The organism is Leifsonia virtsii (assembly GCF_030433675.1).
Lineage (GTDB): Bacteria > Actinomycetota > Actinomycetes > Actinomycetales > Microbacteriaceae > Leifsonia > Leifsonia virtsii.
Genome location: NZ_JAROCB010000002.1, coordinates 506,727 through 521,783, shown reverse-complemented (window position 1 = coordinate 521,783; position 15,057 = coordinate 506,727). Strand labels below are relative to the sequence as shown.

17 protein-coding genes are annotated in these 15,057 nt (G+C 71.0%); 3 read left to right on the top strand and 14 right to left on the bottom strand.

What is annotated here, in order from left to right; all coding sequences use genetic code 11:
• Nucleotides 1-79: 79 nt before the first annotated feature.
• Together P5G59_RS08475 and P5G59_RS08470 are read right to left on the bottom strand one after the other, a co-directional pair.
• Nucleotides 80-2,602 carry an ATP-dependent Clp protease ATP-binding subunit gene (locus P5G59_RS08475; protein ID WP_301217911.1) on the bottom strand — a complete coding sequence of 841 codons (2,523 nt, stop codon included), beginning with the start codon at nucleotides 2,600-2,602 and terminating at the stop codon, nucleotides 80-82.
• 130 nt (nucleotides 2,603-2,732) lie between these two features.
• On the bottom strand, nucleotides 2,733-3,155 hold the full coding sequence (locus P5G59_RS08470) for a hypothetical protein (RefSeq protein ID WP_301217908.1): 423 nt from the start codon (nucleotides 3,153-3,155) through the stop codon (nucleotides 2,733-2,735).
• A 56-nt stretch (nucleotides 3,156-3,211) separates the two neighbouring features.
• Here P5G59_RS08470 and P5G59_RS08465 point away from each other — a divergent pair, with 56 nt between their 5' ends.
• The 3 genes from P5G59_RS08465 to P5G59_RS08455 all read left to right on the top strand — a co-directional run bounded on the left by P5G59_RS08465 (nucleotide 3,212) and on the right by P5G59_RS08455 (nucleotide 5,025).
• Entirely contained in the window at nucleotides 3,212-4,186 is a 975-nt protein-coding gene (locus tag P5G59_RS08465) for a pirin family protein (RefSeq protein WP_301217906.1), read from the top strand.
• Nucleotides 4,187-4,336: 150 nt separating this feature from the next.
• Nucleotides 4,337-4,615, top strand: a complete 279-nt coding sequence (locus P5G59_RS08460; protein ID WP_301217904.1) for a hypothetical protein — start codon at nucleotides 4,337-4,339, stop codon at nucleotides 4,613-4,615.
• Nucleotides 4,612-5,025, top strand: coding sequence for a type II toxin-antitoxin system VapC family toxin (locus P5G59_RS08455; RefSeq protein WP_301217902.1), 414 nt, complete (start codon nucleotides 4,612-4,614; stop codon nucleotides 5,023-5,025). The genes P5G59_RS08460 and P5G59_RS08455 overlap by 4 nt, the downstream gene beginning before the upstream one ends.
• 27 nt (nucleotides 5,026-5,052) lie before the next feature.
• On the opposite strand, the gene cls is transcribed toward P5G59_RS08455, so the two are convergent.
• The 12 genes from cls to folE all read right to left on the bottom strand — a co-directional run bounded on the left by cls (nucleotide 5,053) and on the right by folE (nucleotide 15,054).
• Complete coding sequence (gene cls / locus P5G59_RS08450) at nucleotides 5,053-6,516, bottom strand: cardiolipin synthase (RefSeq protein WP_301217900.1); 1,464 nt, start codon at nucleotides 6,514-6,516, stop codon at nucleotides 5,053-5,055.
• A gap of 84 nt (nucleotides 6,517-6,600) precedes the next feature.
• Nucleotides 6,601-6,774, bottom strand: coding sequence for a hypothetical protein (locus tag P5G59_RS08445; RefSeq protein WP_301217897.1), 174 nt, complete (start codon nucleotides 6,772-6,774; stop codon nucleotides 6,601-6,603).
• A 33-nt stretch (nucleotides 6,775-6,807) separates the two neighbouring features.
• Entirely contained in the window at nucleotides 6,808-8,337 is a 1,530-nt protein-coding gene (lysS, locus tag P5G59_RS08440; protein ID WP_301217894.1) for a lysine--tRNA ligase, read from the bottom strand.
• 53 nt (nucleotides 8,338-8,390) lie between these two features.
• A complete protein-coding gene (gene panC, locus P5G59_RS08435; RefSeq protein WP_301217892.1) occupies nucleotides 8,391-9,263 on the bottom strand; it encodes a pantoate--beta-alanine ligase in 873 nt (290 codons plus the stop codon).
• Nucleotides 9,264-9,303: 40 nt separating this feature from the next.
• Complete coding sequence (locus P5G59_RS08430; protein WP_301217889.1) at nucleotides 9,304-10,107, bottom strand: Rossmann-like and DUF2520 domain-containing protein; 804 nt, start codon at nucleotides 10,105-10,107, stop codon at nucleotides 9,304-9,306.
• Nucleotides 10,107-11,804 carry a PH domain-containing protein gene (locus tag P5G59_RS08425; protein ID WP_301217887.1) on the bottom strand — a complete coding sequence of 566 codons (1,698 nt, stop codon included), beginning with the start codon at nucleotides 11,802-11,804 and terminating at the stop codon, nucleotides 10,107-10,109. Before P5G59_RS08425 ends, P5G59_RS08430 begins: the two co-directional genes overlap by 1 nt.
• Nucleotides 11,801-12,286 (bottom strand): PH domain-containing protein, encoded by a 486-nt coding sequence (locus P5G59_RS08420; RefSeq protein WP_301217885.1) that lies wholly within the window; start codon nucleotides 12,284-12,286, stop codon nucleotides 11,801-11,803. The genes P5G59_RS08425 and P5G59_RS08420 overlap by 4 nt, the downstream gene beginning before the upstream one ends.
• Nucleotides 12,270-12,749: a DUF3180 domain-containing protein gene (locus P5G59_RS08415; protein ID WP_301217882.1), complete on the bottom strand. Its 480-nt coding sequence runs from the start codon at nucleotides 12,747-12,749 to the stop codon at nucleotides 12,270-12,272. Before P5G59_RS08415 ends, P5G59_RS08420 begins: the two co-directional genes overlap by 17 nt.
• Entirely contained in the window at nucleotides 12,746-13,303 is a 558-nt protein-coding gene (folK, locus tag P5G59_RS08410; RefSeq protein WP_301217880.1) for a 2-amino-4-hydroxy-6-hydroxymethyldihydropteridine diphosphokinase, read from the bottom strand. Before folK ends, P5G59_RS08415 begins: the two co-directional genes overlap by 4 nt.
• Entirely contained in the window at nucleotides 13,300-13,683 is a 384-nt protein-coding gene (gene folB / locus P5G59_RS08405) for a dihydroneopterin aldolase (protein WP_301217877.1), read from the bottom strand. Before folB ends, folK begins: the two co-directional genes overlap by 4 nt.
• Nucleotides 13,676-14,479, bottom strand: coding sequence for a dihydropteroate synthase (folP, locus tag P5G59_RS08400; RefSeq protein ID WP_301217875.1), 804 nt, complete (start codon nucleotides 14,477-14,479; stop codon nucleotides 13,676-13,678). The genes folB and folP overlap by 8 nt, the downstream gene beginning before the upstream one ends.
• Nucleotides 14,476-15,054 carry a GTP cyclohydrolase I FolE gene (folE, locus tag P5G59_RS08395; RefSeq protein ID WP_301217873.1) on the bottom strand — a complete coding sequence of 193 codons (579 nt, stop codon included), beginning with the start codon at nucleotides 15,052-15,054 and terminating at the stop codon, nucleotides 14,476-14,478. The genes folP and folE overlap by 4 nt, the downstream gene beginning before the upstream one ends.
• Nucleotides 15,055-15,057 lie beyond the last annotated feature (3 nt).

Below are 15,057 nucleotides of genomic sequence, written 5' to 3'. Positions count from 1 at the left end.
CTGCGTCGCGGGGAGTACCGGAAACGCGGAACGGCCGGTGCCCGTCGAGCGGGCACCGGCCGTTCCGGTGGGGCGTGCGTCAGTCGTTCGCGGCGAGGTCCGGCGTGGCAGGCCCCGTGCCGATCGCGGCGGCGGCGTTGATGCCGGCGCCGATCGGCTCCTTGCGGGCCGTCGTCGTGAACACGAAGTCGCCGTCGGCGAAGTCGACGTGGACGTGGTCGCCCGCGTTCAGCTCGCCGTGCAGGATCTTCTCGCTCAGCCGGTCCTCGATCTCGTGCTGCACCGCGCGGCGGAGCGGGCGGGCGCCGAGTGTCGGGTCGAACCCGACCTCGATCAGCCGCTCCTTCGCCGGGACGGTCAGCTCGATGGTCATGTCGCGGTCGAGCAGGCGGGTCGACAGGCGCTTGATGAACAGGTCGACGATCTGCAGCAGCTCCGGCTTGCTGAGCTGCGGGAACACGATGATCTCGTCGACACGGTTCAGGAACTCCGGCTTGAAGTTCTTCTTCAGCTCCTCGTAGACCTTGCCGCGCATCCGGTCGTAGCCGGTCGTCGGGTCGCCCTCGATCTGGAAGCCGACGGGGCCGCCGGAGATGTCCTTCGTGCCGAGGTTCGTGGTCATGATGATGACGGTGTTCTTGAAGTCGACCACGCGGCCCTGACCATCCGTCAGACGTCCCTCCTCCAGGATCTGGAGCAGCGAGTTGAAGATGTCGGGGTGCGCCTTCTCGATCTCGTCGAACAGCACCACGCTGAACGGCTTGCGGCGGACCTTCTCGGTCAGCTGGCCGCCCTCCTCGAAGCCGACGAACCCGGGAGGGGCGCCGAACAGGCGGGAGACGGTGTGCTTCTCACCGTACTCCGACATGTCGAGGGAGATCATGGCCGACTCGTCGTCGAACAGGAACTCGGCGAGCGCCTTCGCCAGCTCGGTCTTACCGACGCCGGTGGGCCCGGCGAAGATGAACGAGCCGGAGGGACGCTTCGGGTCCTTCAGGCCGGCGCGGGTGCGGCGGATCGTCCGCGAGAGGGCCGCGATGGCCTCCTCCTGGCCGATGACGCGCTCGTGCAGCGCCTTCTCCATGTAGACGAGTCGAGCCGACTCCTCCTCGGTGAGCTTGAACACCGGGATGCCGGTCGCCTGGGCCAGCACCTCGGCGATGAGGCCCTCGTCGACCTCTGCCGTGGTCTTGACCTCGCCCGAGCGCCACTGCTTCTCGAGGCGCAGCCGCTCGCCGAGGAGGTTCTTCTCCTCGTCGCGCAGGCTCGCGGCCTTCTCGAAGTCCTGGTCCTCGATCGCGGCCTCCTTCTGGGAGCGCACGGCGGCGATCTTGTCGTCGAACTCGCGCAGCTCCGGCGGCGCCGACAGGATCGACAGGCGGAGGCGGGCGCCGGCCTCGTCGATCAGGTCGATGGCCTTGTCCGGGAGGAAGCGGTCCTGGATGTAGCGGTCGGCCAGGTTCGCCGCCGCGACGATCGCGCCGTCGGTGATGGACACCTTGTGGTGCGCCTCGTAGCGGTCGCGCAGGCCCTTGAGGATGTTGATCGCGTGGGGCAGCGACGGCTCCGCGACCTGGATGGGCTGGAACCGGCGCTCGAGCGCGGCGTCCTTCTCGAAGTGCTTGCGGTACTCGTCGAGGGTCGTGGCGCCGATCGTCTGCAGCTCGCCGCGGGCGAGGAGCGGCTTGAGGATCGAAGCCGCGTCGATGGCGCCTTCGGCGGCACCCGCGCCGACGAGGGTGTGGATCTCGTCGATGAAGGTGATGATGTCGCCGCGGGTGCGGATCTCCTTGGTGACCTTCTTCAGGCGCTCCTCGAAGTCGCCGCGGTAACGGGAGCCGGCGATGAGCGAGCCGAGGTCGAGCGTGTAAAGCTGCTTGTCCTTCAGCGTCTCCGGCACGTCGCCGCGGACGATCGCCTGCGCGAGGCCCTCGACGACGGCGGTCTTGCCGACGCCGGGCTCGCCGATCAGCACGGGGTTGTTCTTGGAGCGGCGCGACAGGATCTGCATGACGCGCTCGATCTCCTTCTCGCGCCCGATCACCGGGTCGAGCTTGTTGTCGCGCGCCGCCTGCGTGAGGTTGCGACCGAACTGGTCGAGGATCTGGCTACCGGCCTGCGCGGTCTGCTGATCGTTGCCGCCGACCTGGACCTGCTCCTTGCCCTGGTAACCCGAGAGGAGCTGGATGACCTGCTGGCGGACGCGGTTGAGGTCGGCGCCCAGCTTGACGAGCACCTGGGCGGCGACGCCCTCGCCCTCGCGGATGAGGCCGAGCAGGATGTGCTCGGTGCCGATGTAGTTGTGGCCGAGCTGGAGGGCCTCGCGGAGGCTGAGCTCCAGCACCTTCTTCGCGCGCGGCGTGAAGGGGATGTGACCGGTCGGCTGCTGCTGGCCCTGGCCGATGATGTCCTGGACCTGCTCGCGCACCGCGTCGAGCGAGATGCCGAGCGACTCGAGGGCCTTGGCGGCGACGCCCTCTCCCTCGTGGATCAGGCCGAGCAGGATGTGCTCCGTCCCGATGTAGTTGTGGTTCAGCATCTTGGCCTCTTCCTGGGCCAGGACGACCACACGGCGGGCTCGGTCGGTGAATCTCTCGAACATGTCTACTCCTCGTACGACTCCGGGCAGGTTCGGCGTCGATACAAAGAGAGTAACCACCGGGTCCCCCGTCCCGCGGCCCTGTTCGCCGTGGGCGTGACGGGTCTCAGGGGACGCCAGGGTTCGGCCGCGCTCAGCCCTGCCGGGCGGGCAGCGTGAGGGTCTGGTCCGGCAGTTCGACGCCGACCTCCGCGGTCTTCGACGTGCCGTCGGGGGTGGCGAACACCGTCGTGTGCGGCACGTAGTCGTGCGTGCAGATGCCGCCGGGCGCGGGGGCGAGGGTGGCCGTGATCCTCGTGGCGCCGGAGGAGCGGATGTGGTCGACCTTCGGCGGGCAGGTGGAGGAGCCGTAGAGGACGATCGCGAGGCGCGTCCCGTCCTCCATCCAGACCGCCCACGACGATCCGCCCGCGCTGCTGGCCGGGGCCTCCACGCCCTTCGGCTCGCCCGCGTAGTCCTCGACCGGGCGCCCGGGCGCCGAGGAGCAGCCGACCAGGGCGGCGACCGCGGCGAGGGCCGCGACGGCGGGGAGGAGGCGGGCGGCGGTCCGGGGCACGCGCCCATTCTAGGGAGCGCGGCTCGAAGCCGGCCGTGCAAGCCTAGGATGCCGCTATGAGCAACCTCGAACGCGATCCGGCCGAGCTCGTGGCGGGCACCGCCGTGCTCGACGAGGCCGATGTCGAGCTGCTGGAGCCGCGGGACGTGCCGCTCGGCGGTCCGCGGGCGATGAACGTACGACGCACGCTGCCGCAGCGCCGCCGGTCGCTGATCGGCGGCTGGTGCTTCGTCGACCACTACGGCCCGGACGACGTGGACGCCACCGGAGGCATGCGCGTGCCGCCGCATCCCCACACGGGCCTGCAGACGGTCAGCTGGCTGTTCGAAGGGGAGATCGATCACCGCGACAGCGTCGGCAGCCACGCGCTGGTGCGGCCGGGCGAGCTCAACCTGATGACGGCCGGCCGCGGGATCAGCCACTCGGAGGTCTCGACGCCGGGCACCCGACGGCTGCACGGCGTCCAGCTGTGGGTGGCGCTGCCGGAGGCGTCCCGGGACATCGCGCCGTTCTTCGAGCACCACGCCCCCGTCGCCGGCAGCATCGGCCCGGCCACGGTGCGCACCTTCGTCGGGTCGCTGGCCGGCAGCGGCACCACGGCGACGGTGTTCTCGCCGCTCCTCGGGGCGGAGTTGGTGATCCCCGCGGGCGCGACGATCGAGGTGCCGCTGGATGCGACGTTCGAGCACGGCGTCCTGGTCGACGCGGGCGATGTGACCGTGAACGGCGTCGCGGTGCCCGTCTCGCACCTTGCGTACCTGTCGCCGGGTCGCTCCCGGGTCGCGGTCACGGCGGCGACGCCGACGCGCATCGTGCTGCTGGGCGGCGAGCCGCTCGGCGAGCAGATCGTGATGTGGTGGAACTTCATCGGCCGCAGTCACGACGAGATCGTGGCGTTCCGCGCCGACTGGCAGGGCGAGGTGATCGCGGCCGCGGAGCCGCACGGCCGCTTCGGCACGGTCGAGGGCTACGACGGCGCGCCGCTCCCCGCTCCGGAGCTCCCCACGGTGCGCCTGCGGCCCCGCGGCTAGGGCGGCCTCGGTTCCGTCCACAGCACCACATTCCCGCCGGTTCTCCACAACTTCGCCGGAGAGGTTCGGCGACCCTGCCCGACCGGGCACACTGGTTCCCATGCATGCAAATCCATTGCTTTCGCATGCACCCACTCATAGAATCGAACCATGGGAGTCACCGTGCAAGTCAGAGATCTGGATCCGGCGGTCAACGACCGGCTGAAGGGAGAGGCGGCGGCCAAAGGCCTCTCGTATTCCGAGTACCTGCGCCGCGAGTTGACGCGCATCGCCGAGAAGCTGCGTATCGACGAGCGGTGGAGAGAGGTGTCGGCCGAGAGTCGCGCCTCCACCGAGCATCCCTCCGCGCCGGCCGAGCCCTGGCGACCGCTGGGGATGGGCACCGACGAGATCGTCGCCTCCATTCGTCAAGATCGCGACGACCGATGAAATCCGCCGTGGTGGATTGCAGCGCCGTGGTCGACCTCCTCGACTCGGGCGGCCCGTCCGTCTTCCAACATCATCCCGAGTTGGAGGAGTGCATTCTTGTGGCGCCCCATCTCCTCGATCCGGAATTCCTGAGCACGGTCCGGCGCCATGCGATGCGCGAGCGAGGCCAACCGGACGACTACGAGCGCTTCGTCCTCGGCTTCTATCGGCTCGACATCATGCGCATGGAGCACGAACCGCTCTGGGAGTACGCCTGGCGGTGGCGCGAGAGCCTCAGCGCCTACGACGCGATGTACGTGGCGCTTGCGCACGTCCTGGAGCTTCCCCTGCTCACCGCCGACGAACGGCTCGCCGCAGCGGCGCGACCCTGGTGCGACGTGCGCCTCGTCCGCGAGCTGGCCGTGGCGTGATCGACCGTGGTCGACCACACGAGGCGGCTACTGCAGCGCCGAGGTCAGCCGGGCCAGGTTGTCGAGCACGGTGGAGCGCAGCGGCTGCTTCATCCACTCCTCGAGCGTGAGTTCGCGGCTGTCGCGGCGGTAGCCGTCCTCGACCTTGCGCATCTCGTCGACGAACGAGCGGCCGCGCACCATGAGGGAGACCTCCATGTTGAGCTGGAACGAGCGCATGTCCATGTTGCTCGAGCCGATGACGGCCACGTCGTTGTCGATCGTGAAGTGCTTGGCGTGCAGGATGTAGGGCGCCTTGTACATCCAGATCCGCACGCCCGCACGCAGCAGCGCCTCGTAGTACGACCGCTGGGCGTGGTAGACGAGGGCCTGGTCGCCGATCTCCGAGACGAACAGGTCGACAGAGATGCCGCGCTGCACGGCGGAGGTGATGGCCATGAGCATGGCGTCGTCCGGCACGAAGTAGGGCGAGGTGATGACGATGCGCTCCTGCGCGTAATACAGCAGGGCCAGGAAGAGCCGGAGGTTGTTCTCGCCCGCGAACCCGGGTCCGGAGGGGACCACCTGGGCGTCCAGCTCGTTCGGGTCGATCTCGTCGGTGATCGGCTCGGTCTCGCGCTGCAGCAGCTCGTCGGTCTCGCTGTACCAGTCGGTGATGAAGATCGCGTTCAGACCGGCGACGATCGGGCCCTCCAGACGCACGATGAGCTCTTTCCACTTGAGCCCGCGCCGGATGTTCGACTTCTTGTTGTAGCTGCGGTCGATGACATTCTGCGACCCCATGAAGGCGACACGGCCGTCCACGATCAGCAGCTTGCGGTGGTTGCGCAGGTCCGGTCGCTGGTACTTGCCCTTGAGCGGCTGCACGGGGAGCATGAGCTGCCACTTCGCGCCCATCGCGGTGAGGCGCTTCGTGGTGCGCTTGTAGTCGGGCGTGCGCAGCGAGGCGATGTGGTCGAGCAGCACACGCACGACCACTCCCCGCTTCACCGCCTCCTCGAGCGCGTCGAAGAACGGGCCGGTCGTCTTGTCGAGAGACAGGATGTAGAACTCGACGTGGATGTACTTCCGCGCCTTCCGGATCTCCTCCGCCATCGCGTTCAGCGAGCCCTCGTAGTCGCCGTTCAGCGTCGCGCGGTTGCCGCCGACGAGCGGCATCGCGCCGAGGTTGCGGTTGAGCTCGACCACGCCCTCCAGCCACGGCGGCCACGGGTGGTCACGCCGCACCCGCTCGATGCCCTCGGTGCTCTCGATGATGAAGCGGTTGATCTCCTCCTGCTTCTTCCGCCGGCTCTTCGGGAGCTTGTAGCTGCCGATCAGCAGGAAGAACAGGATGCCGATGTACGGGATGAGGAAGATGGCCAGCAGCCACGCGGTCGCCGACGTGGGCTTGCGGTTCCGCGGCACGATGATGATCGCCAGCACGCGGATGATGAAGTCGACGAGAAGGGCGACCCAGATGGAGACCGAGACCCAGAATCCCGTCTCCATGCACACGTCCCTCCGGCGAAGTCAGAGGGACGCGGACGCGTCCCCAGGGCTACCGTATCGGGTGCGCGCGGTACGCGGCAGACGTCAGGGCTTCGGGGCGAGCCCGCGACGGGCGCGCTCCTGCGCCTCCAGCCTGCTGTACGCCTTCCGCTCGTTGCGGTCGGCGCGCACGATGAAGCGCATGATCGCCCAGAACAGCAGGCCGACCAGCACGGTCGGCGCGAGCGCCCAGACGAAGCCACCGAGGATGTCGTTCATATCGCCTTCATCGTAGTGCCGTGGCCTGGGAGGCTACTTGACCAGCGGGAAGAGGATGGTCTCGCGGATGCCGAGACCCGTCAGCGCCATCAGCAGGCGGTCGATGCCCATGCCCATGCCACCGGTCGGCGGCATCCCGAACTCGAGCGCCCGCAGGAACTCCTCGTCCAGGCGCATGGCCTCGTTGTCGCCCGCGGCCGCGAGCTTCGCCTGCTCGACGAAGCGCTCGCGCTGCACGACAGGGTCGACGAGCTCCGAGTAGCCGGTGGCCAGCTCGAACCCGCGCGTGTACAGGTCCCACTTCTCCACGACGCCCTCGCGCGAGCGGTGCGCACGCACGAGCGGGCTGGTGTCGACCGGGAAGTCCATGACGAACGTCGGGCGCACCAGGTCGGTCTTGACGTGGTGCTCCCACAGCTCCTCGACATACTTGCCGGCCAGCGGGTGCTCGATCTCGATGCCGGCGAGCGCGGCAAGCTCACGCAGGCGCTCGATCGGGGTCTCGGGCGTGATCTCCTCGCCGATGGCGTCCGAGAGGCTGTCGTACATCCGGATGCGGTCCCACTGGCCGCCGAGGTCGTACTCGGTGCCGTCGGCCCAGGTGACGACGTGCGAGCCGGAGACGGCGACCGCCGCATCCTGGATCAGGGTCTGCGTCAGGTCGGCGATCGAGTTGTAGTCGCCGTACGCCTGGTAGGCCTCCAGCATCGCGAACTCCGGCGAATGGGTGGAGTCGGCGCCCTCGTTGCGGAAGTTGCGGTTGATCTCGAACACCCGGTCGATGCCGCCGACGACCGCGCGCTTCAGGTAGAGCTCCGGGGCGATGCGGAGGTACAGCTCGGTGTCGAACGCGTTGGAGTGGGTGACGAACGGGCGCGCCGACGCGCCGCCGTGCATCACCTGCAGCATGGGCGTCTCGACCTCGACGAACTCGCGCTCGGCGAACGTGCTGCGCAGGCTCGCTACGGCCTTCGCCCGGTCGATGACGGTCTTGCGCGCCTGCTCGCGGGCGATCAGGTCGAGGTAGCGGGCACGCACCCGGGTCTCCTCGCTCAGCTCGTTGTGCAGGTTGGGCAGCGGAAGCAGCGCCTTCGCGGCGATCCGCCACTCGGTCACCATCACCGAGAGCTCGCCGCGGCGACTGGAGATCACCTCGCCGGAGACGAACACGTGGTCGCCGAGGTCGACGAGCTCCTTCCAGGCGTCGAGCGCCTCCTGGCCGACCTCGCCGAGCGAGACCATGACCTGGATGCGCGACCCGTCGCCGGCCTGCAGCACGGCGAAGCAGAGCTTGCCGGTGTTCCGCAGGTGGATGACGCGGCCGGCGATGCCGACGACCTCGCCGGAGGCCTCGTCGGCCTGCAGGTGCCCCCACTCGGCTCGGACGGCCGGGATCGTGGTGGTGACCGGCACCTGCACCGGGTACGCTCCGCCGCTCGCGTCGGCGGCCTCGGCGATCAGGCGCTCGCGCTTGCCGAGCCGTACCGCCTTCTGCTCGCTGACGTCCTCCTCGCCGGCGTCGGCGGGCTCGCGGTCGGCCGCGGTGGTCTGCGCGTCGGTCATCGCTGTCTTTCCTTATCGAACAGGGCGGTCGGTCGGGGCTGGTCGGCTCGCGGTCACGTCGTGAGGCGCTGGTTGTCGATCAGGCGGGTCGTGCCCACCCGGGCGGCGATCAGCATCAGAGCCGGACCGTGGTGGTCAGGCGAGGCCTCCCGGAAGCTCTCCGGGTCGACGATCGCGAGATAGTCCAGCTTAACCGCCGGTCGCGCCTCGATGCGCGCGCGGGCCGCTGCGAGGGCGGCGGCGACGCCGTCGGCGGCCGCGTCCGCCCCGGCGGCGAGGGCCTCCGACAGGGTGACGGCGGCGAGCCGGTCGTCGGCGCCCAGGTAGCGGTTGCGGCTCGAGAGAGCGAGACCGTCGTCCTCACGGACGGTGTCGACGACGGCGATCGTGACGGGCAGGTTGAGATCCTCGACCATCCGGCCGATCACGTGCACCTGCTGGGCGTCCTTCTGCCCGAACACGGCCACGTCGGGCTGGACGATGTTGAAGAGCTTCGTCACGACGGTGAGCACGCCGTCGAAGTGCCCGGGACGGGACGCGCCCTCGAAGAGCGTGCCCGACTCGCCCGCGGTCACCCGCGTCTCGGACGGACCCGACGGGTACATCTCGGCGGCGGTGGGTGCGAAGACGATGTCGGCGAGGCCCTCCAGTGCGACCAAGTCGGCCTCGAGCGTGCGGGGGTAGCGCTCGAGGTCCTCCCCCGGGCCGAACTGCAGCGGGTTGACGAAGATCGAGACGACGACCACCCCGCCGAGATCCCGGGCTCGCGACACCAGGCGCAGGTGACCCTCGTGGAGGGCGCCCATCGTCGGCACGAGGACCACGCGTCCGGTGGGCGCGTCCGCCGGGCCGTCCTGCATCGCGGTGCGCCGTGCTCCGGCGATCCGCGCCCGCAGCTCGGCGATGCTGGTGATGATCTCTGGCATGCTCGTCCCTCCGGCTGGTTCTCCACCGGCCGGATCAAGGCTACTCGCCGCGGAGGAACCAGCCGCGGCCGTCGTCCCTGGCGCCGGGAGGGGTGCCGTCCTCGATCGCGTCCAGCACGTCGAGGTCCAGCCGGGTGGGTGCGCCCGCGCGGGTGAGCGCGTTGTCGACCGCCGAGCGGACGAGCGAGCTGAGGAACGACCCGGGATTCTCCACCCCGATGTCGCGCAGCAGCCCGGTGGACTGCTCGACGATCGAGCGCGAGAACGACGTCGCCGTCGCGATCGCCTCGGCATAGGCCGCGCGGTCCGCCTCGGCGACGACCACCGGCTCGCCGCCCATCTCGACCACGAGGGCCTGCGCGATCGGCAGCACGGCTGCCGGCGCGGTCACCGCGAAGTAGCTCTCGGACAGGCGCGCCAGGTCGAGGCTCGTCCCGGTGAACTCCAGCGCGGGATGGATGGCCAGCGGGATGGCACCGGCCGCAGCCGCGGGGGCGAGCACGTCGATCCCCCGGCCAGGGGCGGTGTGCAGCACGATCTGGCCCGGCTGCCAGGTGCCGGTCGCGGCGAGACCGGCGACGAGGGCCGGCAGCTCCGGCTCCGGCACGGCGAGGAGGACCAGCTCGCTGCGCTCCACCAGGGTCGGGACGTCGAGCAGGGGGACGTTCGGCAGCATCCCCTCGGCCCGCTCGCGGCTGGCCTCGGACACGGCGGAGACGCCCACGAGAGCGTGACCGGCGCCGGCGAGGGCGAGCCCGAGCACGGGGCCGACACGGCCGGAGCCGACGATGCCGACCCCGAGCCGGCCGGAACGCTGCGACGGCGGGCGGGCGGACGGGAGCATCAGTGTTCCTCCTCGGAAGACGGGACGTCGGTGATCGGGGCCGCGGCGGACGGGCCGTCGCCAGGCGCCGCGCTCGGCGCGACGCTCCCCCAGCGGTGGCTGCGGTCGGCCGCCGCCGCGGCGATCGTGCGCGCGGCCACCTCCTCGAACAGCCGCACGCCGGTCGACGCGTCGATCGCGGCGAGGCGCGGCCTGACCGGACCGGAAACCGTGTGGAAGCGCGCCTCGGAGAGCCGGAGGGCGGCGTCCAGCGGACCCTGCTTCAGCTCCAGGCTCTGCAGCCGCGCGAGCGGGACCACCGCGAGGCTGCGCCAGACGAACCCGCGCCGGAGCAGGACGGTGTCGTCGAGCAGCAGGTAGCCGGTGCGCTGCCACGAGAGCGGCCGGAACCAGGCCGCCCGACGCGGGCTGCCGACGAAGCCGTCACGCCCCGCCGAGACCATCCCGGCCTCGATCGCGCGCCGCTCCTCCTCCGCGGCGAGCCCGGGCAGCACGAGGGCGAGCACGCGCGAGACATCGGTCGCGTCGCCGACCGGCAGCATGGTCGTGTTCGGCTGCCCGGCCGCGCCCTTCTCGCGCGAGTGGCCTGCGGTGTCGATGCGGATCTGCCACCAGCCGAACGGTCGCCACAGCAGCGGCTGCAGCACCTCGACAGCATGGATGCGCCCCGGCGGCAGCGTCTCGTTGCTCGTGCTGAGCAGTCCGAAGCCGACGCGGACTCCGTCGGGGGTGCCGGCGATCGAGTACCGCAACGACTTGGTGAAACGGTTGACGTAGAAGCTCGCCGACCCGATCAGGCCGGGGAGCACGACGATGAGCAGCCAGGCGGACCCGGTCGAGGCGCCCCAGATCAGGAAGGCGACCACGATCACGACGAAGACGGTGAACCCGCTGAGCAGCAGCGACCCGAGCAGCCGCAGCGGCGGGATCTTGACGACCGACTCCGGCGGCGCGGCGTTCGGGTCGAGCTCCGGCGCCAGGAACTCGTTCACCCGGCGGCCGACGAGGTCGCCGACAGCCGAGGCGCGCGATGCGCCGGCCGGCGCCCCCGGAACGCCCGGCACGCCCGGTGCTCCCGGAGCCGCCGGTCCCTGCGCCGCGACAGCCTCCCCCGCCTCCGCCGCCCGCACGCCCGACGCGAGCCGCAGCACGTCGCCGCGCAGTCCATCCGCCAGCGTCGACCCGAGGTAGGCGAGCTGCACGTTCGCGTCGTGGCCCGCCACCGAGATGTCCAGCTTCGCAGCGCCGAAGATGCGTGCGAGCACCGGCCGCACGACGTTGATGCCCTGGATGCGGTCGAGCCGCGCCTTGCGCTGCGTCCGGAACAGGATGCCGCTGCGCACCTCCACCGCGTCGCCCGTGATCCGGAAGCTGTGCATCCGCCACGACAGGTAGAAGGCGGCGAGGCACAGCAGCAGCACGACCGCGACGCCGAGCAGTGCCCAGCCCTCCCAGCCATGGTTGTAGATCGCGTCGAGCGGATCCCCGCCGTAATCGGGCGCCCCGACGAAGAACGAGATCAGCCGCTCGCGCAGGTTGGAGAGCACGAAGCCGAAGACGGCGATGAAGACGATGCCGCCGCGCAGCAGCGGGGTCGCGGGATGCAGCCGGTGCCACTCGCCGTCGGTGTACCGCTCGGCCGCGCGCTCCGCCGCCGAGAGCGGTGCGCCGCCGGGCAGCGCCCCACGGACGTTCACAGCCCCGCCCGCCTGCTCTCCGCCAGCTCGACGAGCCGGTCGCGCAGCTCCGCGGCCTCGGGTTCGGGGAGACCGGGCACCATCACCCCGGTGGACGCGGCCGCCGTGACGAACTTCAGGTCGGCCAGCCCCAGCATCCGGCTGACCGGTCCCCGGTTGATGTCGATGAGCTGCATGCGCCCGTAGGGCACGGAGACGAAGCGCTGGAACATGATGCCGCGCCGGAACAGCAGGTCGTCGTCGCGCAGGCGGTAGCCGATCGAGCGGGCTCGGCGCGGCGCGATGATCAGTGCGATCACGGTGATGACGACCACGACGGTGAGTGCGAGCCAGCCGAAGGGCCAGCCGCCGACGAGCCAGAGGAACAGGCTCGCGGCGGAGAGGATGAGGCCCGTGATCACGGTGCCGGAGATCACCACCAGCACGTACTTCGGCGAGACGCGGCGCCACTCGCCGACGTTCAGGTCAATCCGTTCCGGCATGGACCCGCTCCCTGCGCTCGTCGTCGTCGCCCGGCGGGAGGGTGCAGAACAGCTCGGCCACCAGTCCCGCGACGAGCAGGATCACGGCTCCCGCCGTGGCGAGCGCGGTGAGCAGGATGGCGTTGCCGCCGGGCAGCACATCCCGCGACAGCAGGTAGGCGCCGATGCCGACGCCCACGCCGGTCAGCAGCGCCCCGCTCAGGCTGCAGGCCTTGGCGAGCACGACGATGCGCGTCGCCTGGAACGGGTCGATGCGCCGCACGCTGCGGCCGCGCACGGCCCGGCGGATCGGGATGGCGAACGCGATGACGAGCACGGCGACCGCCAGCAGCGTGATCGGGAGGGTGAGCGGCGGGATGAAGATCGCCTGGCCCATCCCGGAGGCCGCGAGCTCGGCGAGGAAGCCGACGACGAGTCCGCCGACGCCCAGCCCGATGAGGGAGGTCGCGCGCGTGCGTTTCACGACTGCTCCCCCTTCGCCGGGTCCGTCCAGAGCCGCACCGGGTCGGTGGCCTGCTCCGCCAGCGCCGACACCGGACCGTAGCCGGGCAGCTGCGCGCCGGGATCGACGTCGAGCCACGGCACGAGCACGAAGGCACGCTCGTGGGCGCGCGGGTGCGGGAGCACGATGCGCGGGTCGTCGTCCGACACGATCCCGCCGTAGTCGACGATGTCGATGTCGAGCGTCCGGTCGCCCCAGCGCTGCTCTCGGACGCGGCCCAGGCGGTCCTCGACGGCGTTGATCAGGCCGAGCAGGTCGAGGGGCTCGAGCAGGGTGTGGACGAGCGCGACGGCGTTGAGGTATGCGGGCGCCTCCTCGTCGATGCCCTCCGGCTTCAGCGCCGGGGTCTCGTACAGCCGCGACACGGCGCGCACGTCGATGCCGGGCTCCTCGGCGAGCAGGTCGACGGCGGCCCGGATGGTCGCGGCGCGGTCGCCGAGATTGCTGCCGAACGCGAGCACGGCGGGCACGCCGACGCGCATCCGCACCGGCTTGCCGAGGGGCGCGGCGTTCATGCCCGGCTCCGGACGATGCGGACGGCGACGTCGGCGAAGGGCACGGTGATCGGCGCCTGCGGTTTGTGGACGGTCACCTCGACCGCGTCGACCGGCTCGTGCGCGAGCACCGTGGCGGCCACGCGCTCGGCGACGGTCTCGATGAGGTCGACGGGGTCGCGCTCGACGGCGGCGACCACCTCCTCGGCGAGCTCGCCGTAGTGGACGGTCGCGCCGAGGTCGTCGCCCTTGGCGGCCACCGACAGGTCGAGCCACGCGGTCACGTCGACGACGAAGTCCTGACCGTCCGCGCGCTCGAAGTCGAACACGCCGTGGTTGGCCCGCACGCGAAGGCCGGTGAGGACGATCGAATCGGTCGGGCGCGACTGGGTGCTACTCATCGGATCCAGCTTGCCACGCCCGGACGACGTCGAGGGCGATCCGGGTCGACGGCACGTCGTGCACCCGAACGGCCCAGGCGCCGGCCTGCGCCGCGAGCGCGGAGATGACGGCGGTCGGGGAGTCGCGGTCCTCGACCGGCGCGCCTTCGGGCAGCAGGGCGCCGAGGAACCGCTTGCGGGAGGCGCCGATCAGCACCGGGTAGCCGAGCGTCTCGATCTCGTGGAGCCCGGCGAGCACCTGCCAGTTGTGGCCGGCGTTCTTCGAGAACCCGAGGCCCGGGTCGAGGATCAGCTTCGCCGGGTCGACTCCGCGCTGGAGCAGGTCGGTGACCCGGGCGGAGAGCTCCGCCCGCACCTCGGCGACCGTGTGCCGGTACACCGCGCGGGAGTCGCCTGCGTCGAGGCGCCCGCGCCAGTGCATGACCACGTACTGGGCACCGGTGTCGAGCACGGCGTCGGGCATCCCGGCGTCGGCGAGGCCGCCGGACACGTCGTTGATGATGGCGGCGCCCGCCTCGACCGCGGCGCGCGCGGTGGAGGCGTTGAGGGTGTCGACGCTCACGGTCACCCCGCGGGATGCCAGCTCGCGGATCACCGGGACGACGCGCTTGCGCTCCTCGTCCGGCTCCACGCGGAGCGCTCCGGGCCGGGTGGACTCGCCCCCGACGTCGACCAGATCCGCACCCTGCGCCGCCAGCTCAAGGCCGTGGGCGATGGCGGCGTCGGGCTCGAGCCAGAGCCCGCCGTCGCTGAACGAGTCCGGCGTCACGTTGAGGACGCCCATGATGAGAGTCACTCGGCGCCGTGTCCGATCAGGGCGATGAGCTCCGCCCGGGCCGCAGGCTCGGTGTACGCGCCGCGGGCCGCGACGGTGACCGTCGTGCTCCGGGTCTGTCGGGCGCCGCGCGTGGTCACGCAGGTGTGGGCGGCGTCCAGCACCACCAGCACGCCGCGGGCCGCGGTGCCCTGCTCGATCGCGTCGGCGATCTGCTCGGTCAGCCGCTCCTGGATCTGCGGACGGGACGCCAGCGTCTCGATGACCTTCGGGATGCGGCCGAGCCCGACCACGGTCTCCCCCGGCAGGTACGCGACGTGCGCGACGCCGAGGAACGGCAGCAGGTGGTGCTCGCACACCGAGCGGAACTCGATGTCGCGCAGCAGCACGGTCTCGGCTTGACGTCCGGACTCGAGCGGCACCGGCGCGCCGAGGTCGTCGACAGGGTCGCGGCCGACGCCGGCGAAGAACTCGGCGTAGGCGTCGGCGACGCGCGACGGCGTCGACTCCAGTCCCGGACGCGCCGGATCCTCGCCGATGGCGGCGAGGATCTCGGCGACGGCCGCCTCGATGCGCGGACGATCGATGCCGCTCATGCG